The organism is Microbispora sp. H13382, from assembly GCF_014161445.1.
Classification (GTDB): Bacteria; Actinomycetota; Actinomycetes; order Streptosporangiales; family Streptosporangiaceae; genus Microbispora.
This window is the reverse complement of record NZ_JABBXA010000004.1, coordinates 258,160-276,941: the sequence shown is the minus strand read 5'-3', so window position 1 is coordinate 276,941 and position 18,782 is coordinate 258,160. Positions and strand designations below refer to the sequence as shown.

The 18,782-nt window shown below is 73.1% G+C and carries 17 protein-coding genes and 3 tRNA genes; 11 read left to right on the top strand and 9 right to left on the bottom strand.

Features of this window, described 5'->3' with window-relative positions; genetic code table 11:
- Window positions 1-11: 11 nt before the first annotated feature.
- Both HHX41_RS11000 and HHX41_RS10995 read right to left on the bottom strand, forming a co-directional pair.
- The gene (locus HHX41_RS11000; RefSeq protein WP_182905858.1) at window positions 12-1,025 is read right to left on the bottom strand and encodes a chorismate-binding protein; all 1,014 of its coding nucleotides are present in this window, start codon (window positions 1,023-1,025) and stop codon (window positions 12-14) included.
- 35 nt (window positions 1,026-1,060) lie between these two features.
- Complete coding sequence (locus HHX41_RS10995; protein ID WP_182905857.1) at window positions 1,061-1,951, bottom strand: LysR family transcriptional regulator; 891 nt, start codon at window positions 1,949-1,951, stop codon at window positions 1,061-1,063.
- Window positions 1,952-2,036: 85 nt separating this feature from the next.
- Here HHX41_RS10995 and HHX41_RS10990 point away from each other — a divergent pair, with 85 nt between their 5' ends.
- The gene (locus HHX41_RS10990) at window positions 2,037-3,257 is read left to right on the top strand and encodes an NAD(P)-binding domain-containing protein (protein WP_182905856.1); all 1,221 of its coding nucleotides are present in this window, start codon (window positions 2,037-2,039) and stop codon (window positions 3,255-3,257) included.
- Between the two features lie 14 nt (window positions 3,258-3,271).
- Here HHX41_RS10990 and hutH read toward each other — a convergent pair whose 3' ends face one another.
- Together hutH and HHX41_RS10980 are read right to left on the bottom strand one after the other, a co-directional pair.
- Window positions 3,272-4,819, bottom strand: a complete 1,548-nt coding sequence (gene hutH / locus HHX41_RS10985; RefSeq protein WP_182905855.1) for a histidine ammonia-lyase — start codon at window positions 4,817-4,819, stop codon at window positions 3,272-3,274.
- A gap of 59 nt (window positions 4,820-4,878) precedes the next feature.
- Window positions 4,879-5,649, bottom strand: a complete 771-nt coding sequence (locus tag HHX41_RS10980; RefSeq protein WP_182905854.1) for a helix-turn-helix transcriptional regulator — start codon at window positions 5,647-5,649, stop codon at window positions 4,879-4,881.
- Between the two features lie 145 nt (window positions 5,650-5,794).
- Between HHX41_RS10980 and HHX41_RS10975 the strand changes: the two genes are divergently transcribed.
- The 3 genes from HHX41_RS10975 to HHX41_RS10965 all read left to right on the top strand — a co-directional run bounded on the left by HHX41_RS10975 (window position 5,795) and on the right by HHX41_RS10965 (window position 6,068).
- A tRNA-Gly gene (locus tag HHX41_RS10975) sits at window positions 5,795-5,866 on the top strand.
- A 42-nt stretch (window positions 5,867-5,908) separates the two neighbouring features.
- Window positions 5,909-5,979, top strand: a tRNA-Cys gene (locus tag HHX41_RS10970).
- Window positions 5,980-5,993: 14 nt separating this feature from the next.
- Window positions 5,994-6,068, top strand: a tRNA-Val gene (locus tag HHX41_RS10965).
- A 65-nt stretch (window positions 6,069-6,133) separates the two neighbouring features.
- On the opposite strand, the gene HHX41_RS10960 is transcribed toward HHX41_RS10965, so the two are convergent.
- The 3 genes from HHX41_RS10960 to HHX41_RS10950 all read right to left on the bottom strand — a co-directional run bounded on the left by HHX41_RS10960 (window position 6,134) and on the right by HHX41_RS10950 (window position 7,954).
- Window positions 6,134-6,718, bottom strand: coding sequence for a DUF488 family protein (locus tag HHX41_RS10960; RefSeq protein ID WP_182905853.1), 585 nt, complete (start codon window positions 6,716-6,718; stop codon window positions 6,134-6,136).
- A 103-nt stretch (window positions 6,719-6,821) separates the two neighbouring features.
- Window positions 6,822-7,055 carry a hypothetical protein gene (locus tag HHX41_RS10955; RefSeq protein WP_169983252.1) on the bottom strand — a complete coding sequence of 78 codons (234 nt, stop codon included), beginning with the start codon at window positions 7,053-7,055 and terminating at the stop codon, window positions 6,822-6,824.
- 203 nt (window positions 7,056-7,258) lie between these two features.
- Window positions 7,259-7,954 (bottom strand): DNA polymerase beta superfamily protein, encoded by a 696-nt coding sequence (locus tag HHX41_RS10950; protein WP_310741923.1) that lies wholly within the window; start codon window positions 7,952-7,954, stop codon window positions 7,259-7,261.
- A gap of 43 nt (window positions 7,955-7,997) precedes the next feature.
- On the opposite strand from HHX41_RS10950, the gene HHX41_RS10945 reads away from it, so the two are divergent.
- The 5 genes from HHX41_RS10945 (at window position 7,998) to HHX41_RS10925 (ending at window position 13,889) form a co-directional block, all read left to right on the top strand.
- Entirely contained in the window at window positions 7,998-9,488 is a 1,491-nt protein-coding gene (locus HHX41_RS10945) for an LLM class flavin-dependent oxidoreductase (protein ID WP_169983253.1), read from the top strand.
- 50 nt (window positions 9,489-9,538) lie between these two features.
- On the top strand, window positions 9,539-10,531 hold the full coding sequence (gene add / locus HHX41_RS10940; RefSeq protein ID WP_182905851.1) for an adenosine deaminase: 993 nt from the start codon (window positions 9,539-9,541) through the stop codon (window positions 10,529-10,531).
- A gap of 201 nt (window positions 10,532-10,732) precedes the next feature.
- Window positions 10,733-11,908 carry a hypothetical protein gene (locus tag HHX41_RS10935; RefSeq protein WP_249350182.1) on the top strand — a complete coding sequence of 392 codons (1,176 nt, stop codon included), beginning with the start codon at window positions 10,733-10,735 and terminating at the stop codon, window positions 11,906-11,908.
- Window positions 11,909-12,248: 340 nt separating this feature from the next.
- The gene (locus HHX41_RS10930) at window positions 12,249-12,743 is read left to right on the top strand and encodes an ATP-binding protein (RefSeq protein ID WP_169983256.1); all 495 of its coding nucleotides are present in this window, start codon (window positions 12,249-12,251) and stop codon (window positions 12,741-12,743) included.
- A gap of 96 nt (window positions 12,744-12,839) precedes the next feature.
- Window positions 12,840-13,889 carry a sulfotransferase gene (locus tag HHX41_RS10925; RefSeq protein ID WP_169983257.1) on the top strand — a complete coding sequence of 350 codons (1,050 nt, stop codon included), beginning with the start codon at window positions 12,840-12,842 and terminating at the stop codon, window positions 13,887-13,889.
- Between the two features lie 118 nt (window positions 13,890-14,007).
- On the opposite strand, the gene HHX41_RS10920 is transcribed toward HHX41_RS10925, so the two are convergent.
- Window positions 14,008-14,883: a hypothetical protein gene (locus HHX41_RS10920; protein ID WP_169983258.1), complete on the bottom strand. Its 876-nt coding sequence runs from the start codon at window positions 14,881-14,883 to the stop codon at window positions 14,008-14,010.
- A gap of 350 nt (window positions 14,884-15,233) precedes the next feature.
- On the opposite strand from HHX41_RS10920, the gene HHX41_RS10915 reads away from it, so the two are divergent.
- Entirely contained in the window at window positions 15,234-15,371 is a 138-nt protein-coding gene (locus HHX41_RS10915; protein WP_182905850.1) for a hypothetical protein, read from the top strand.
- 244 nt (window positions 15,372-15,615) lie between these two features.
- Window positions 15,616-17,037: an NADP-dependent phosphogluconate dehydrogenase gene (gene gndA, locus HHX41_RS10910; protein ID WP_169983259.1), complete on the top strand. Its 1,422-nt coding sequence runs from the start codon at window positions 15,616-15,618 to the stop codon at window positions 17,035-17,037.
- Between the two features lie 75 nt (window positions 17,038-17,112).
- On the opposite strand, the gene HHX41_RS10905 is transcribed toward gndA, so the two are convergent.
- Window positions 17,113-18,708, bottom strand: coding sequence for an MDR family MFS transporter (locus HHX41_RS10905; protein WP_182905849.1), 1,596 nt, complete (start codon window positions 18,706-18,708; stop codon window positions 17,113-17,115).
- Window positions 18,709-18,782: the final 74 nt, after the last annotated feature.

The window sequence follows — 18,782 nt, the reverse complement described above, 5'->3', positions numbered from 1 at the left end:
TGCTCCGTTCGTTACCGATGTCGCGGGCCGTCCCCGGACGCGAGGCCGATGAGCCTGGCGGCCTTGAGCTCGGTCTCGTGCCATTCCCTCCGGGGGTCGGACCCCCAGGTGATGCCCGCTCCCGTACCGAACCGGATCGTGTCGTGCTCGATCCAGAAGGTGCGGATGCCGACCGCCAGCGCCCCCTCGCGCCGGTCGGCGTCGACCCAGCCCACGGCCCCACAGTACGGCCCCCGGGGCTCTGGTTCGAGCTCGTTGATGATCCGCAGCGCCGACGACTTCGGCGCTCCGGTCACCGAACCCGGGGGGAAGGTGGCGGCGAAGAGCTCCGGCCAGCCGGCGCCGCCGGCGAGCCGTGCCCGCACCGTGGACACCAGGTGCACGAGCCCGGGATGCTCCTCGACCGCGAACAGCGAGGGCACGGTCACCGAGCCTACCTCCGCCACGCGGCCGAGGTCGTTGCGAACGAGGTCGACGATCATGAGGTTCTCGGCGTAGTCCTTGTCGAGGAGATCGTCCGCCGTCACGCCGGTGCCCTTGATCGGCCGGGACTCGACCACCTCGCCGCTTCTGGACAGGTACAGCTCCGGCGAGGCCGACACGACGGTCAGCCCGGGCACGCCGACCACCGCCGCGTACGGCGCGGGGTTGCCCTCGGCCAGCCGTACGGCGAGCGCGAGGGGGTCCACGTCCGGGGAGGGCAGCGGCGCGGACAGGACACGGCAGAGGTTGGCCTGGTAGACCTCCCCCCGCTCGATGTAGTCCCTGATCCGCCGGACGCCCCGCTCGTAGCCCTCCCGGTCCAGGGACGTGGCCCAGGCGTCGCGGGCGGGTCCCCGCCACGGGCCGCGCGACGGGGGCAGCGGAGCGGGCCGCACCCGGTCGAACCGCGCGCAGACCACCTTTCCCTCGTACGACACGACCACCGCCCACCAGCCGGAGCCGTCGAGGGCGGCCAGGTCGGTGGTCACCTCTCTCAGGCCCGTGGCCAGGCGGCCCCCGATGTGGGCGAAGGCGTCGTACACGTGTCCATTGTCGCTCCCCCGCCGGGGCCGGAAGGTCAGCCGGGGACGGATCGGGACAGCAGGCCGAGCAGCGCGCGGGCGGCCGGGAGCGGCGCCGTGCGCGGCAGGGCCGCGTAGACCGTGCGGCGCGGCGCGAACTCGCCGAGCGACCGCAGCGCCACGTCCCCGCGTACGGCGGGCGCGGCCATGGCGGGCACCAGCGTCACCCCGAGCCCGGCGGCCACGTAGCCGAGCTTGCCGGTCCACTCCCCGATCCGCAGGTCGACCCTGGGCGCGAAACCGGCCCGGGCGCAGGCGGCGCCGAGCATGGTCACCGTGCCGGGAGGGGCACCCTCGATCCAGCTCTCGTCGCGCAGGTCGCGCAGGTCAACCTTCTCGCACCCCGCCAGCGGGTGGTCGGCGGGGAGGGCGACGAGCAGTTCGTCCTCCAGCAGGGGGGTGACCTCCACCTCCGGGCCCGCTCCCAGGCCGGAGGGGTAGTCGCTCACCACCGCGATGTCGATCTCGGCCCGGCCGAGGCCGTCCATCAGCGCCGTGCTGAGGCCCTCCACCATGCTGACCGCCACCTCCGGGCGGGTCGCCCGCAGCTCGCGCAGGGCGGCCGGGACAAGCACGGCGTTGGCCGTGGCGAACGCGCCGACCCGCAGCCGCCCGCCGGTGCCCTGGTGGATGGCGGCGAGCTCCTCCCCCGCCCGGCCGAGCCGCTCCAGCACCTCGCGGGCGTAGCGGTGCAGCGTCCGGCCCGCGGGCGTCAGCCGCACCCCCCTGGGCAGCCGTGCGAACAGCGGGCCGCCCGCCTGGGCCTCCAGGGACGCGATGCGCCGGGAGACCGCCGACTGGGTGTAGTTGAGCTGCACCGCGGCGGCCGTGAACGACCCCGTACGGGCCACGACGTCGAGCAGCACAAGCGCGTCGGTGTCGAACATGCTCCGATCCATGAGCGAGGGGAATGAGTGTCATGCAATCTAGTCGCTGGTGGAATGGTTTTTTCCTCCCATAACGTCCAGGGACATGATTGCTTTTCTTGGCCTGGGGCGCATGGGCGTTCCGATGGCCGGCCGCCTCGTCGCCGCCGGCCACAAGGTGGCCGTGTGGAACCGTACGCCACGGGACGTGCCGGGCGCGGAGGCGGCCCCCTCCCCCGCCGCGGCCGTCGCCGGTGCGGACATCGTGATCACCATGCTCAGCGATCCCGACGCGGTGTCCGGGGTGGTGCGGGCGGCGCTGCCGGGGCTGCGGCCGGAGTCGGTGCTGGTGGAGATGTCCACGATCGGCCCCGACGCGGTGCGGCGGCTGCGCGGCCTGCTCCCCGCGGGCGCAGGCCTGGTCGACGCGCCCGTGCTTGGCAGCGTGGGCCCGGCCGCCGAGGGCACGCTGGTCGTGCTCGCCGGGGGCCGCAGGGAGGACCTCGACCGGGTGTCGGACGTGCTGCGCGTCTTCGGGACGGTCCACGAGGCGGGCGGGCCGGGAGCGGGCGCCGCGACCAAGCTCGCCGTGATGAGCGCGATGGTGACCGCCCAGGTGGGGCTGGCGGAGACGCTGGCCTACGCGGACGCGCTCGGGGTGGGCCGCACCGCCCTCCTGGACGTCCTCGGGGCCACACCGCTGGCCGGGCTGGCGGAGCGCCTGCGGCCCGTGGCCGAGTCGGGCCCGTCGCAGACGCGGTACGCCCTCGGCCTGGCCGCCAAGGACCTGCGGCTGGCCACCGAGGGGCCGGGGAGTCGCCAGACGGTGACCGCCGCCGCCCGCGACCTGCTCACGGGGGCGGTCGCGGCCGGGCTGGCGGGGCACGATCTCACCGCCGTCGTCCCGTTCGCGGCGTCCCGGGCGGCGCGGACACCCGGTTCGAAGGACGTGCGCGCGGTGAACCCGCCCTCGGTGCCGGCCACCAACGGCTACTACTCCCACGCCGTGCGCTTCGGGGATCTGCTGTTCGTGTCCGGGCAGGTGGCGCTGGACGAGGACGGGAAGGTCGTCGGCGAGGGCGATCTGGCCCGGCAGTCCGAGGTCGTCATGGAGAACCTGGGCCGCATCCTGGCCTACCAGGGCTCCTCGTTCGGCCGGATCCTGCACATCAGGACGTTCCTGACCGACATGGACCGGCTGCGCGAGTACGGCGAGGTCCGCGGCCGCTTCATCACCGGCGAGCCGCCCGCCAGCACGACCGTGGAGGTCGAACGGCTGTTCCAGCCGGGACTGATGATCGAGGTCGAGGTGGTCGCCGCCCTCTGAAGCCCGCTGAAGCCCTACGCCAGGGGGCCGGCGGCGGACTCGGCGGCGGCGACCACGGCGCCGCTCCCGACGAGCCGGACGACCGCCTCGATCTCCGGGGCGAGGAAGCGGTCCTGCCCCGGCCCCTCGACGGACTCGCGCAGCGCCGCCACGACCGCGCCGGTCCCCGGCGCCGGTGCGTACGGCGCGCGCAGGTCGAGCGCCCGGGCGGCGGTCAGCAGCTCGATCGCGAGCACGCGGGTGAGCCCGTCGACGGCGCGGCGCAGCTTGCGGCCGGCCGACCAGCCCATCGAGACGTGGTCCTCCTGCATGGCGGAGCTGGGGATCGAGTCGACGCTCGCCGGCACCGCCAGCCGCTTGAGCTCGGAGACGATCGCGGCCTGGGTGTACTGCGCGATCATGTGCCCGGAGTCCACCCCCGGGTCGTCGGCGAGGAAGGCCGGGAGCCCGTGGCTGCGCGCCACGTCGAGCATGCGGTCGGTGCGCCGTTCGGCGATCGAGGCGAGGTCGGCGACGGCGATGGCCAGGAAGTCCAGGACGTACGCCACCGGGGCGCCGTGGAAGTTGCCGTTGGACTCCACGCGCCCGTCGGCGAGCACGACGGGGTTGTCGACGGCACTGACGATCTCGCGGGCGGCGACGGCGGACGCGTGGGCGAGGGTGTCCCTGGCGGCCCCGGCGACCTGGGGGGCGCAGCGCAGGGAGTAGGCGTCCTGGACGCGGGTGCAGGAGCCGTCGCGGTGCGAGGCCATCACGCCCGAGCCGGCCAGCAGCGTCCGCATGTTGGCCGCCGCCAGGGCCTGGCCGGGATGGGGCCGCAGCGCCTGCAGGTCCGCCGCGAACACGTAGTCGGTACCGAGCAGCGCCTCCACGCTCATCGCGGCGCTGATGTCGGCGGTCGTGAGGAGCCGGGACAGGTCGTGCAGCGCGAGCACCAGCATGCCGAGCATGCCGTCGGTGCCGTTGATGAGCGCGAGCCCCTCCTTGGCGGCCAGTTCGACGGGCTCGACGCCGCATTCCTTGAGCGCCTCGGCGGCGGGACGCAGGCGTCCCTCGGCGTCCCGCACGACGCCCTCGCCCATGACCGTCAGGGCGACGTGGGCGAGCGGGGCGAGGTCTCCCGAGCAGCCGAGGCTGCCGTACTCGTGGACGACCGGGGTGAGCCGGGCGTTGAGCAGGGACTCCAGCACCCGGGCTGTGGCCGGGCGCACACCGGTGTGCCCGGTGGCGAGCGTGCGCAGGCGCAGCAGCATCATGGCCCGCACGACCTCGGTCTCCACCTCGGGTCCGGAACCGGCCGCGTGCGAGCGGACGAGACTGCGCTGGAGCTGAGCGCGCAGCGAGGGGTCGATGTGCCGGGTGGCGAGGGCGCCGAAACCGGTGGAGACGCCGTAGGCGGGGGTGTCGGCCTCCGCGAGCTCCTCGATCCGCCCCCGGGAGGCCGCCATCTCGGCGATCGCGTCGTCCGTCAGGCGGACCGGTGCGCCGTGCCTCGCGACCCGGACCACGTCGCCGAAGGCGAGCGGCCCGGGGCCGACGGCCACGACCTCGTTGTCGTGCATCGTCCCACTCTTTCACGTCGGTACGCGCGTGCACGCGCATAGTGGGTAACCAGCGTATCTCAGCTTAGGTCCTTACATCCAAAGGTCCTCTCCAGTCCCTCGCGCCCCACGGCGGTCACCCGGAGAGCCCGGGGCACCGTGCCGCGCACCAGCCACTCCCGGGCCAGGAGCCGGTCCAGGACCGCGGCGCCGAGCGCCCCGCCCAGGTGCGGCCGGCGTTCCAGCCAGTCGAGGCAGTCGGGGGCGAACCTGCGGCGGGCGCGGCGCACCCGCTCCACGTCCACGCCCAGCTCCGTCAGCGCCTCGGCGCCGCTCGCGGTGAGCAGGCAGCCGCCGTCGGCCTCGACCAGACGCCCCTCGCGCACCAGCGCGTCGTACAGCTGGACACCCACCCGTCCGGCGAGGTGGTCGTAACAGCTGCGGGCCTCCCGCAGCAGCCCGGCCCGCCGCGACTGCCGAAGGGACCGTACGGCGACGCGCCCGCTGACCCGGGCCAGCACCTCGATGACGCCGGCCACGTCGGGCCGGGCGAGGCGGTAATAGCGATGCCGTCCCTGTTTGGCCACGGTCACCAGGCCCCCGTCGAGGAGCCTGGCCAGATGGGAGCTCGCGGTGGGGGCGCTCACGCCGGCGATCCTGGCCAGTTCCCCGGCCGCCAGCGCCCTGCCGTCGAGCAGCGCGGTGAGCATGGCGGCGCGGGCGCCGTCCGCGATCAGGGCCGCGACGGGGGCGATGTCGGCGTCGCCCTCGATCTCGGCCGTGGTGGGCTGCGGAGTGCCCCCGGCGGCGCCGGGAATCGCGGCGTGGGTGCGGTCGTGCGTCACGGACATGTTCCGACGCTAACCCGGGGACGGTTCGACGGAGCTGGAAGCATCGGCCGCGACTCGCGACGTGAGCAGGGAGAACGCCGCTGATTTGGGGAGTCGCGGGAGATTGGATAAAGTGCTCCACGTGAGTCCGGCCGAGAGCCGGGACGCGGAAGTGGCTCAGTGGTAGAGCATCACCTTGCCAAGGTGAGGGTCGCGGGTTCGAATCCCGTCTTCCGCTCGGAGCTTGACACTGTGCAGCTTGTCACTGTGCAGGTGACACGGTGGAGTGGCCGAGAGGCGAGGCAGCGGCCTGCAAAGCCGCGTACACGGGTTCAAATCCCGTCTCCACCTCTTGGCTCGTCCAAGGGCGATTAGCTCAGCGGGAGAGCGCTTCCCTGACACGGAAGAGGTCACTGGTTCAATCCCAGTATCGCCCACCACGCACCACCGGAAGGCCGGGCCCGAGATCACGGGTCCGGCCTTTCGCTCGTCCGGCCCGCCAGGTTCACAGCCGGTCGTAGACGAGGAGCCCGTCGTCGCGCAGGCGGGCGCCGGAGGTCGGCGCGTGTTCTGCGAGCCTTCCGTCGTGCGACAGGTGCAGCACGCGCGCTCCCCGCGCGAGGACGGCGAAGTCGGCGATGATCCGCCTGTGGCAGCGCCACCACACGGCCTCCGCGCACATCACGGCGGTCCGGGCGGCGCGCGCCTGCGCGAGCAGTTCGTCCATGGCCGTCAGGAAGTCGGGATGCCGGGTGTAACCGGCGTATCCCCGGAACGAGGCGTTCTCCCAGAAGACGTCGGGCGAGTCGGGAGCCGCCCTGCGGAACCCGCCCAGGCGCCTGTCCCATCGATAGCCGATCCCCGCCTCGGGCAGCCAGGCCGTCAGCGCCGCGCGGCCGGCGTCGGGGTTGCGCCTGCTGCCCGGAGCGGTCCGGACGTCGACCACCTCCCGCACATCGGCAGCGTGCAGCAGCGGGATCAGGTGCCCGCGCGGCGCGGTGCCGTGCCCGAACGTCAGCAGCGTCACGCGGGCATCGGCGTTATCGCCGCTCTCGCCCTCGGCGACGCCCTCAGGCACCGGCCCGCTCATCCCGCGCTCCTTCCCGGGGTGATCCTCGTCGGCCCGGTGAAGACACGGCGGCGGGACGGCCGTCCGGGCACCCGGAGCGGCCGTCTCCTGGACGGCGCGCGGGTCAGTCGGCGCGGGTGGAGAGCTCGTCGAAGAGCTCCAGCGCGGCCCGGCGCACGTCGTCGGGCGAGATGCCGTTCAGGGTGCTGCGGGCCTGGGCGGCGTCGCGGGTCGTGGCGAAGGTGATCGCGACCGACTTGGCGGCCGCGTGGCGCAGCGATCCGGTGGGCGCGCTGTCGGCCAGTGCCTGCGCGCTCGCGGCCAGGTCGAGGTTGTCTTTGCCGAATTGAGTGGTCAAAGCGTTCTCCTGGGATGTGGCGGCGTCGCACCATTATCCGCGATGGCGTCGCGACGTGGGGCGGCACCCGCGTTGTTCGCGTGTCCCGTCCCGTTTGACCGGATCAGCGGCCCGTCAGGCGGGCGCGTACGACGAGGTCGTGCAGGGCCTCGCGGGCCGGCGACCTCCTCGGCGGGCAGCACGTGCACGCCGCGCACGCGCGGTCACAGGGCCGACCGCCGCACGTCGATCAGGAACTCCTCGACGGCCGTCCGGTCCGGCCGGTCGGGCAGCGCACTCCCGGCCCGCTCGTCCAGCTCGGCCAGCAGCCGCCCGCGCCACTCCAGCACCTCCCGCCAGGGCGTCTCGCCCCGCCGTACGGCGAGCAGCCGGTCGCGGCAGGCGCTCGCGTCGACCAGCGGCTCCCCGTGCCGGGCCAGGTGGACGGCGCCGAGCAGCAGCCGGATCATGTGCATCGCCAGCTTCCACCGCCTGACGTCGCCGCCCGGCGGGGGCGGGTCCTGCGGCCCGAGACGGCGGAACTGCCGCTCGGCCGACCCCGCGAACGCCCGCTCCGCCTTCCCGGACAGGAACGCGCGGCGCAGCGCCAGCAGCCGCTCGCCCTGCGGGGTGGCCAGCTCCACCAGCGGTGACCACAGGCACTCCAGCACGACCGGGTTGCCCTCCAGCGCGAGCACGCAGAACCGCTCGACCTCCCACGAGAACTGCTCGGGCAGCGGCCCCTCCACGTGATCCGGCGGCTTGTCGAGCCGCCAGAACATCGGGGTGGGCGTCACGAACACACCCCGCCTGTCGACGTCCGACTCGTCGGTCTCCAACCCGTACGCGCGCGAGCCGATCACGACCGACAGGACGGTGCCGGCGGGGGCCGCCAGGGTCACGTCGCCAGATCTCGTCACGAAGGTAGGCTCCCGGTCCGGGACGCGGAAAGGTAGCGAATTAATGGCCGACTTCGGACATGAGCTGTGGTTCGGGGCGTTTCTCACGCCGGACGCGGCGGGACACCACCGGATCGTCCGGCAGGCCGTGCTGGCCGACGAGATCGGGCTCGACGTCATCGGCGTCCAGGACCACCCGTACCAGCCGTCGTTCCTGGACACCTGGACGCTGCTGGCCACGCTCGCGGGGCGTACCGAGCGGGTGCGGCTGTTCCCCGACGTGGTGAACCTGCCGCTGCGGCCGCCGGCGGTGCTCGCCCGGGCCGCCGCGTCCCTCGACATCCTGAGCGGTGGCCGGGTCGAGCTGGGCCTCGGCTCCGGCGCGTTCTGGGACGGCATCGCCGCCATGGGCGGCCCGCGCCGCAGCCCCGGCGAGGCCGTGGACGCGCTGGAGGAGGCCGTCGCGGTCCTTCGCGCGCTGTGGACGCCGGGCGAGCGCGTACGGCTCGACGGCAGGCACTACCGGCTGGACGGCGCGCGTCCCGGGCCGTTCCCCCCGCATCCGATCGGGCTGTGGATCGGCGCGTACAAGCGGCGCATGCTGGAGCTGACCGGGCGGCTCGGCGACGGGTGGGTGCCCTCGTCCGGGTACGCCGCGCCGGGCGAGCTGGGCGCGATGAGCGAGATCCTGGACGCCGCGGCCGAGCGGGCCGGGCGCGACCCCGGCGAGATCCGCCGCGTCTACAACATCGACGGCCGCTTCTCCGCCGCCGCCAGGGAGGGCTTCCTCGACGGGCCGCCGGCCGTCTGGGCCGAACAGCTGACCGAGCTCGCGCTCCGCCACGGCATGAGCGTGTTCGTGCTCGCCGTGGACGACGACAGGGACCTCAAGGTCTTCGCCGAGGAGGTCGCCCCCGCCGTACGCGAGGCCGTGACGCGGGAGCGCGGGCGGCCGCCGGAGGCGGGCGCCGAGGCTCCGATCCGGGTCGCGGGCGGGACACCGGCGGGGGCGGTGCTCGACGAGTCCACCCGGCCCCGGCTGCCCAAGCGGGACATCGCCGCGCTCACGCCCCAGCAGCAGGCCAACGGCCGGCGGCTCGTCCTCATCCACGACCACCTGCGCCGGGAGCTGACCCAGATCAAGGACGCCCTGGAGCAGGTCGCCGCGGGCCGCTCCGACGCCGCCGCCCTCCGCTCGATGATCAACGAGCTCACCATGCGGCAGAACTACTGGACCCTCGGCACGTTCTGCGCGTCGTACTGCCGGCTGCTGACCACCCACCACACGATCGAGGACGAGCACATGTTCCCGATGCTGGCCTCGGCGCAGGAGTCGCTGGCGCCGGTCGTGGCCCGGCTGGAGCAGGAGCACGAGGTCATCGCCGGGGTGCTGACGGAGCTGGACGCCGCCCTCGTCGCCATGATCGAGGACCCGGACCGGCTCGACGGCGTACGCGACCAGGTGGACCTGCTGTCGGACGTGCTGCTGTCGCACCTGAGCTACGAGGAGGAGGAGCTCGTGGAGCCCATCGCCCGCCTCAACCTGGACATCTGAGCCCGATAATCGGGTGCGCCGGCCCGCGGCTCGCTTCTAGGCTCGCGGCCGTGCGCGATCTCACCCTGCTGCCCAAGGCCCATCTGCACGTCCACCTGGAGAGCACGGTGCGGCCGGACACGCTGGCGCAGATCGCGGCGGCCAACGGCAGGCCGGTCCCGGACTCGGCCCCCGGAGCCCCCTTCGACGGCTTCCGCCAGTTCGCCGACCACAACGCGCTCGTACGGGAGTGCCTGATCAGGCCGGAGGACTTCCACCGGATCGCGGTGGAGTTCTGCGCGGACGAGGCGGCCCAGGGCACCCGGTGGGCGGAGGTGACCTTCACCGCGGCCGCGCACGGGGAGCGGCTCGGCGACATCGAGATGCCGCTGGAGGCCGTGCTGGCCGGGCTCGCCGAGGGCGGCGCGGCGTACGGCGTCGAGTGCCGGGTGCTGCTCGATCATTCGCGGCGGCGCTCGGTCGAGCGCGCCCGGCGCACGGTGGAGCTCGCCACCCGGTACGCGGAGGACGGCGTGATCGGTGTCGGCCTGGCCGGGGAGGAGTCCTACCCGCTGGCGCCGTTCGCCGAGGTCTTCGCCGCCGCGGCCGGCGCCGGCGTCCACGTCGTGCACCACGCGGGCGAGTGCGAGGGCCCGGCCAGCGTCCGCGAGGCGATCACGACGGGACGCACCGAGCGTCTGGGCCACGGCGTCCGGGTGCTGGAGGACCCGGACCTGACCGCCGAGGTCCGCGATCGGGGCATCCCGCTGGAGGTGTGCCCGTCGTCCAACGTCGCGCTCGGCGTCGTGGACGGCCTGGCCGCCCATCCGCTCCCCCGGCTGATCGAGGCGGGCCTGACCGTCACGCTCAACACCGACATCCCGTCGATCACCGGGGTCACCCTCTCCGAGGAGTACGCCCGGGCCGGGGACGCCTTCGGCTACGACGACGCGGTGCTGGCCGGGCTCGCCCGCGCCTCGATCGACGCGTCGTTCGCCCCCGAGGAGACCAAGCGCGCGCTGCGGCAGGAGGTGGCCGCCTGGCTCGCCGCCCCCGCGCGATGACGAGCGGGTGTGACCGTAGTGACGCGGACTGCTCACGGGGAGGGGTGTTTGGCACCACAGGACGACGCGGTTCTGGGATGATCCCGAGGAAAACCATCGGACGTCGAGAGACCGTGACTGATGCCCCCCATTGACCAAATAACCGCCTTTGCGTCGGCCCATCCGGTCGGAACAGTCATCATCAGCGTCATCGCCCTGGTCTTGCTGGTCCTGACCTTCTTCGCCCTGCGCGCCCTGATCCGCCTGTTCCGCCGCTGGGCGGCAGGCCGGCCCACCGAGGACATCCTCACCATCGTCGCCGCCAGCATCGCCACGGGCGTCTCCGCCCAGGGCATGTGGCGCTTCTCCGGCGACGTCCTCGGGTTCGACGGGCCGCTGCGGCTGCTGCTGTTCGCCTTCATCGAGGTCGCCGTCATCACGAGCGCCGTACGGGCGCGCCGCAACATGCGGGAGAACTACTCGGCCGGCATCGACGGCATCGCCGTGTGGGTCTTCACCTCCCTGTCGGCCGTCCTGTCGAGCATGGACGCCCGCAGCGTCGCCGAGGCCGTCTTCCGTCTCGCCGCCCCGCTCGTGGCCGCCTGGCTGTGGGAGCGCGGCATGGCCATCGAGCGGGTCCGCATCACCGGCAGGGGCCGCATCAACTGGCGGCTCACCCCCGAGCGGGTGCTGGTCCGGGTCGGCCTGGCCGAGGCGAGCGACCGTACGGCGAGCGAGGTGGACGCCCACCGCAGGCTGACCAAGGTGGCGCTGGCCGCCAAGCGGGTCCGCGCGCTGCGCGAGGCGGGGGCGTCCGGCCGCAAGCTGCGGACCGCGATGGCCAGGCTCGACAAGGCGATGGACCAGGCCGTGGAGTACACCGGCCTCGCGGTGGACGAGAAGCGGCAGGAGGCCCTGCTGTCCCAGATCGGCGCGCTCTACAACACCTCCGCGCTGATCGACCTCGCTCCGCCGGTGCCCTGGGCGCCCGAGCCCGAGCAGCCCCCGGCTGCCGCGGCGCTGCCCGCCGCGACCATCGCCGAGCTGATCGACGACGAGGAGGAGGACGTCGCGGCCGAGCCCGCGCCCGTCGTCGACACCGCCCAGCGCGCGGCCCAGTTGCGGACCGCCCGGCAGTACTGGGACCAGCAGATCGCGCGCAAGTACGTCCCCCGGGCCGCCGACATCGCCCAGGAGGTGGGCATCCCGCTCCTCGTGGCGAGGGAGTGGCGGGCGCTGTGGAAGCTCGAACCCCAGGCGTACGCGCTGATCGAGGCGGCGTACCGGGAGCACGGCATCGTCGACACCGGCACGTTCCCGGCCATCGAGGTGCCCGAGCGTGAGCGCGTGCTCGTCGTGAACGGTTCCGCTGCGGGAGCGGCCGCGCACGACTCCTGACCGAGGCGGCCCCGCCCGGCCGACGGCGGGACGAACGGGGGCGGCGGGCCCGGACGGACCGGACCCGCCGCCCCCGTCGTGCCTGCGTGCCTTCTCCGGCGCCCGCCCCCGGTCGTGCTCGCGTTCCTCCGCCGGCATCCGGCCGCGCTCCGCGCTCCGCAAGCGCCCGCTCACGTCGCACCGCCGCACGCGCGTACCCGGCGCCGGACTCCGCCCTTCGACGCGGTTCGTTTTTCCTGACATAGCGGGGCAAGGACACTCCTACTTTCCCGTGACATCGCGGGCGCGGGGGCGGACGTCCTCTCCTGGACGGCCACACCGCTCAGGCACGGGAGGGCTCATGGAGATCTCGGGGGACGGCGCGGGGAACCGCGTGGCCCGCCTCGCGGGGGGACGCGACCAGGTGGGGCGGGCGCGCAGGCTCGTGTCGGCCGCGCTCGGGCGAGACCATCCCCGCCACGACGACTGCGTGCTGCTGACCAGCGAGATCGCGACGAACGCGGTCGTGCACTCCCGTTCGGGGAACGGCGGCACGTTCACCGTCACCGTCTCGTGCCTGCCCGACCGCGTGCGGGTCTGCGTCGAGGACGACGGCTCGGCCGGACCGCCGTGCGCCGGTCATCCGCTGCCGAACGGGTCGAGCCAGGGCGGTCGCGGCCTGCCGCTGCTGGACCTGCTGGCCGACCGCTGGGGGCTGGTCCGCGAGGGCGGCCGCAACGAGGTGTGGTTCGAGATCTGGTCCGAAGGCGACCGCCGCCGCGCGGCGCTCGCCCGCTCGCGAACGGCCGCGTGGGTCCGGCCGGGGGCCACATCCGCGAGCCACGCCGCGAAGTGACACAAGCGTGATGAGTGGTACACCACCTACGGGTGATTTCTCGCACGGAAGGGGCAAAACCTATTAAATAAATCGGGAAAGTAGGAGGACTCCCGCATGGCCCTGCCCGACTTCCTGGTGATCGGAGTGCCGAAGGCCGGCACCACGGCCCTGCACGCGGCACTGGCCCGCCACCCCCGGCTCTTCATGTCGCCCGTCAAGGAGCCGAAGTTCTTCCTCACCGACGGCCCGCCGCCCGACAGGGGCGGGCCGGGGGACGCCGAGACCTACCGTGAGCACGTGTGGCGGCGCGCCGACTACGAGGCGCTGTTCGCGGACGCCCCGCCGGGGGCGCTGCGCGGCGAGTCGACCCCCTTCTACCTGTACGACCGGGACGCCCAGCGGCGGATCCGGGAGGCGATCCCGCACGCGAAACTCATCGTCTCGCTGCGCGACCCCGTGGAGCGCGCGCACTCGAACTGGACCCACCTGTGGTCGGCCGGCCTCGAGCCGATCGGGGACGTCATCGAGGCCTGCGCGGCCGAGAAGCGCCGGGTCGCCGAGGGCTGGTCGCCGTTCTGGCACTACGTGGGCCTCGGCCGGTACGGCGAGCAGCTGGCGCACCTGTTCACACTGTTCCCCCGCGAGCAGGTGCTGGTCTTCCGCTACCGGGACCTGGTCGACCGCCCCGCGGCCACGCTCGACCGCATCTGCGCGTTCCTCGGGGTGGAGCAGGGGCTCGTCGGCGAGGTGCCGAGGGAGAACGTCACCGCCCATCCGCCGCACAGCCGCACGCACCGCGTCCTGGCCCGGCTCGTCCGGCTCGGCGACCCGGTGCTGGGCCAGCGGCTCACCGCGCCGCTCCAGCGGCTGCTGCAGCGCGACGCGCAGCCCCGGCGGCCGCTCACCTGGGAGCAGCGCCAGGAGCTGCTGGCCTACTTCGCCGCCGACATCGCGTTGCTGCGCGACGTGCTGGACCGCGACTCCTTCGGCGAGGACTTCGGCGACTGGCTGCGCCCCCGGGAGCGGTCCGGCGGCCTGGTAGGCGCCCGGCCGTCCGGCCAGCGGCAGGCCCGCAACGGCCGTTCCCGCGACGGAGCCCGTCTCCGGGCGGCCTCGCGGAGCCGGGCGGCGGACGACGACGACCTGACGCCCGACGCCACCTGAACGCGTCGCCCAGCCCTCGCCCTCCGGCCCCTCGCCCTCCGGTCCCTCGCCTCCCGGCCAGGCGTTCCCCTGTCGGCCGTCCCCCGCGAAGGCCCGGCGCCGCCCGGCCGGGCCGAGGTCAGCGCAGCTCGGTACGCAACTCGTGGGACCCGTCCGCGCGGGTCAGCTCGTAGTACAGGCGGTGGCCCCCCGGCACGGGCACGATCGACAGGTAGCGCAGCCCTCCCCCGGCGTACGGCGATCGGGCGACGGGGGCGGTCCCGGTGGCGGTGAGCGTGGACGGGCCGGGGCCGATGGCCACGCCCGTGCGCTCCTCGTAGTTCTCCTCCGCCGACGCGCGGCCGTCGTAGTAGGCGATGACGGTCTCGCCGCTGAACGTGACCGCGCTCACCCGCACGCCGCGCGAGTCCCACTCGCCCGGCCGCCGGTCGAGCGCGGTCCCCTGCCAGGCCCACTCGACGCCGTCGGCGCTGGTGGCGTAGTCGGTCACCATCTGGTCGGCCTCGTCGGGGTCCTCCAGGGGGTGGCACGACGCCCACAGGTGCCAGACGCCGCCGTGGTGGAGGATCACCGGGTCCTTGACGCCGGTCTTGAGGTCGCCGGGCAGCACGACCTGCGCGTCAGCGGGGTCGAACTCCGCCGGTCCGGCGGCCTCGATCATCTCCACCCGCCAGTGCTTGGTGCCGTAGGTGGCGCAGCTCAGGTACAGGCGCCACCTGCCCTCCGGAGTCACCACGAGCGTGGGGCGCTCCAGCGACTCGGTCTTCATCTCCTCCTTGGTGATCGTGAGAATCCTCTCGAACCGCTCGCCGTCGGCCGAGCGGGCGATCTCCACGGCGTACCCGCGCCCCTCGTCGAGCGGCCGGCGCAGCCGGTAGGCCAGGTAGATCCATCCGTCCCGGCTCACGGCGCTGGGCGCGCCCGCCCAGCATCCGGGCCCGTCTCCGGGCGGAGGAACCGCGACGACTGACCGTTCCGGCTTCGGTGCGAACACGTCTCTTCTCCGTAGGTGCGCGACGACGGTGGGCTGCCGGCTGGGTGCCGGCACTTCTTGGCTGTAGTGACTTATCAGCGGCCCGGCGGGAGGCCAAGCGTCCTCGCCATCAGGCGACCATGTCTATATAAAACCCGCTTGCTTTGCGGGTTTTGTCAGGATAAGGCAGATGGGCCGTGCTCGCCTCCCGTACCTGCGGAGAAGTGGGCCGAACCCGGAGCAGCGCGGCACCGGCCCACCCCGCCTCGTCCCCCCACGCCTCCCTCTCCGGGCAGGGCTCCTGCCACCGGCTCCACCGGTCCGCGGACACGGCGCGCACGGCCGCCCGGTTCGCCGAGGTCCGGCGACGGATGGATCAACGCCTACGACCCGCGGACCGGGCGTCACTCGGCCCGCTGCGCGGGGCGGACGGCAGGGCGATCGCCGTCGAGGGCCTGTGGGACCTCGAACCCGGCACGGCCGCCAACGGCGGCACCGACGCCGTGTGATTCTCGGCCGGCGTCTCCGGCGCCCGGCACGGCCTGATCCGCCCGGCCACGGCCACGGGTACCGCCACGCCCACACCCGCGGCTTCGGCCAGGCCGGCGCCGTCGAACTCGCATCCTGCCTCGCACCCTGCCTCCCGCCCTGCCGGCGGCCACGACTACTGAACGCGCGGCTCAGCGCGACCGGCCGCCGAAACACCCACCCTCGGCCGGTCGCCGGTTCCCGGGAAGCGGTATGACTGTGCACATGGATAAGGCAGACATCGGAGTGACGGGCCTGGCCGTCATGGGACGCAACCTCGCCCGGAACTTCGCCCACCACGGCCATGTGGTCGCGGTGCACAACCGCTCGGAAAGCCGTACGACCCGATTCATGGAGGAGCACCGCGACGAGGGCGCGTTCCTGCCGGCGAGCACGATCGAGGAGTTCGTGGCCTCCCTCGAACGTCCCCGCAAGGCGATCATCATGGTCAAGGCCGGGGCACCGACCGACGCGGTGATCGAGGAGCTCGCCGCCGTCATGGAACCCGGCGACATGATCATTGACGGCGGAAACGCCCTTTACGCGGACACCCGCCGCCGCGAGGCCGCGCTCCGTGAGCGGGGCATCCACTTTGTCGGCACCGGCATCTCCGGCGGCGAGGAGGGCGCGCTCAACGGCCCGAGCATCATGCCCGGCGGCGACCCCGAGGCGTACGAGACGCTCGGCCCCCTGCTCGAGGACATCGCGGCGAAGGTCGACGGGGTGCCCTGCTGCGTCCATGTGGGCCCCGACGGCGCCGGCCACTTCGTCAAGATGGTGCACAACGGCATCGAGTACGCCGACATGCAGCTCATCGCGGAGTCGTACGACCTGCTCCGGCAGGCCCTCGGGCTGGACCCGAAGGAACTGTCCGAGATCTTCCGCGAGTGGAACCGGGGCGACCTGGAGTCGTACCTCATCGAGATCACCGCGGAGGTGCTGGGCCACACCGACGCCGCCACCGGCAGGCCGTTCGTGGACGTGGTGGTGGACCAGGCCGAGCAGAAGGGCACCGGTCGCTGGACCGTGCAGAGCGCCCTCGACCTCGGCGTTCCGGTCACCGGCATCGCCGAGGCGGTGTTCGCCCGGGCGCTGTCGGGCCACCCGGAGCAGCGGGCCGCCGCCCGTTCGCTCGCCGGGCCGTCCGGCACGGCCGGCGACTCCGGCCTCGTCGAGGACGTGCGGCGGGCGCTGTACGCCTCGAAGATCGTCGCCTACGCCCAGGGATTCGACCAGATGGCCGCCGCGAGCGCGGAGTACGGCTGGAACCTGAAGCTGGGCTCGATGGCCACGATCTGGCGCGGCGGCTGCATCATCAGGGCGCGCTTCCTCGACCGGATCAGGGCGGCCTACGACGCCGACCCGAACCTGCCGACGCTGCTGGTCGACCCCACCTTCGCCCAGGCGCTGGAGGAGGCCCAGGAGTCGTGGCGCCGGGTCGTGGCGACGGCGGCGACGATCGGGGTGCCCACGCCGGGCTTCTCCTCGGCGCTCGCCTACTACGACGGGCTGCGGCGCGACCGGCTGCCGGCCGCGCTGCTGCAGGGGCTGCGCGACTTCTTCGGCGCCCACACCTACCGGAGGGTCGACCGGGAGGGCTCCTTCCACACCGACTGGTCGGCGGACCGGGCCGAGCGGCCCGCCTGACCTCCCGGAAACGCGGTACGGCGCACGCCCGCGCGGGGGCGTGCGCCGTACCGGCCGTGGGTTCGGCTACTACGGCTACTCGAGGGCGGCGGCCACCGGCTCCGCCTTCTCGCCGCCGGCGGCGCCGGGAGCGCCGCCGCGCAGCGGGACGTGCTTGATGAAGGCGGCGATCACCGGGACGATCGCGGCGAACACGACGGACCACAGGAAGACGGAGCCGATCGCGGTGGCGAGCGCCTCCAGCAAGCCCCCCTTGACCGCCGGCGGGAGCTGGCTGAGCATCTCCCGGTTGATCTGAGCGCCGCCGGAGCCGACCATCTCGGCCGACTTCGGGCCGAACTTGGCGGCGAGCTCGTCTCCGAGCCGGCTGTTGAAGATCGCGCCGAACAGCGAGATGCCGAACGAACCGCCGATGGAGCGGAAGAACGTCGAGGCGCTGCTGGCCACGCCGATGTCCTTCTGCTCGACGCTGTTCTGCGCGATCAGCATGGTCGTCTGCATCAGGAAGCCCATGCCGAGGCCGAGGACGGCGATGTAGACGCCGGTCCGCCAGGCGGGGGTGTGCACGTCCTGCGTCGACAGCAGCCACATGGCGATGGCCATGATCACGCCGCCGATCACCGGGAAGCTCTTGTACTTACCCGTCTGGGTGATCGCCTTGCCGACGAACAGCGACACGACCATGGACGAGGCCATCATCGGGAGCAGGAGCAGCCCGGAGTTCGTGGCCGTGGAGCCCTGGACGAACTGCTGGAACATCGGCAGGAAGGTGATCGCGCCGAACATCGCGAAGCCGAGAAGGAAGCCGAGCACGTTGATCAGCGTGAAGTTGCGGTTGGCGAACACGTGCAGCGGCAGGATCGGCTCGGCGGCCCGCCGCTCGATGGGGATGAACACGGCCAGCGCGACGACCGCCAGGGCGGCCAGCCCCAGGATCTGCCAGGAGTCCCAGGGGTAGCCGTGCTTCTGGCCGCCCCACGAGGTGATCAGCACGATCGCGGTGATGGCCACGGTGAGAACGGCCGCGCCGAGCCAGTCGATGCGGTGCTGGGTCCGGTTCTTCGGCAGGTGCAGCTTGAGGATCAGCCAGATCAGCGCCACGCCGCCGAGCGGGAGGTTCACGTAGAAGGCCCAGCGCCAGTTCAGGTTGTCGGTGATGAACCCGCCGACCAGAGGTCCCGCGATCATGGCGAGCGACATGATCGCGGCCATGATGCCCTGGTACTGACCACGCTCACGCGGCGGGACGAGGTCCCCGATGATCGCCATCACGCCGACGATGAGCCCGCCGGCGCCGAGGCCCTGCAGCGCGCGGAAGGCGATCAGCTCGATCATGCCGTCGCCGGTGCCGCCGAACAGCGACGAGCCCGCCATGCCGCACAGCGCGGAGCCGACCAGGAAGATGACGATCGAGCCGAGGAAGATGTTCTTGCGGCCGTAGAGGTCGCCGAGCTTCCCCCAGATCGGCGTGGAGACCGTCGTGCCCAGCACGTACGAGGTCGTGACCCAGGTGAAGTAGTCCAGGCCCTGGAGTTCCCCGACGATCCTCGGCATGGCCGTGCCGACGATCATGTTGTCCAGCATCGCCAGCATCATGGCGAGCATCAGACCGGGTAAGACGATCATCACTTCCCGGGACCGGCCGGGCGCGGCCGCGGTCTCCGTAGTCATGGGTGCCCCCTTGAAGGAATTTACTTACTTGCCGACAGGCTAGTGCCCGGGGCACGGTATTGTCCTTACTTGCC

Coding starts and splice junctions, on each gene's coding strand:
- HHX41_RS10925 (WP_169983257.1), top strand. CDS start 12,840: ATGGCCCTGCCCGACTTCCTGGTGATCGGAGTGCCGAAGGCCGGCACC.
- hutH (WP_182905855.1), bottom strand. CDS start 4,819: ATGCACGACAACGAGGTCGTGGCCGTCGGCCCCGGGCCGCTCGCCTTC.
- HHX41_RS10995 (WP_182905857.1), bottom strand. CDS start 1,951: ATGTTCGACACCGACGCGCTTGTGCTGCTCGACGTCGTGGCCCGTACG.
- gndA (WP_169983259.1), top strand. CDS start 15,616: ATGGATAAGGCAGACATCGGAGTGACGGGCCTGGCCGTCATGGGACGC.
- HHX41_RS10915 (WP_182905850.1), top strand. CDS start 15,234: ATGGATCAACGCCTACGACCCGCGGACCGGGCGTCACTCGGCCCGCTG.
- HHX41_RS10930 (WP_169983256.1), top strand. CDS start 12,249: ATGGAGATCTCGGGGGACGGCGCGGGGAACCGCGTGGCCCGCCTCGCG.
- HHX41_RS10945 (WP_169983253.1), top strand. CDS start 7,998: ATGGCCGACTTCGGACATGAGCTGTGGTTCGGGGCGTTTCTCACGCCG.
- HHX41_RS10990 (WP_182905856.1), top strand. CDS start 2,037: ATGATTGCTTTTCTTGGCCTGGGGCGCATGGGCGTTCCGATGGCCGGC.
- HHX41_RS10905 (WP_182905849.1), bottom strand. CDS start 18,708: ATGACTACGGAGACCGCGGCCGCGCCCGGCCGGTCCCGGGAAGTGATG.
- HHX41_RS10980 (WP_182905854.1), bottom strand. CDS start 5,649: ATGTCCGTGACGCACGACCGCACCCACGCCGCGATTCCCGGCGCCGCC.
- HHX41_RS10960 (WP_182905853.1), bottom strand. CDS start 6,718: ATGAGCGGGCCGGTGCCTGAGGGCGTCGCCGAGGGCGAGAGCGGCGAT.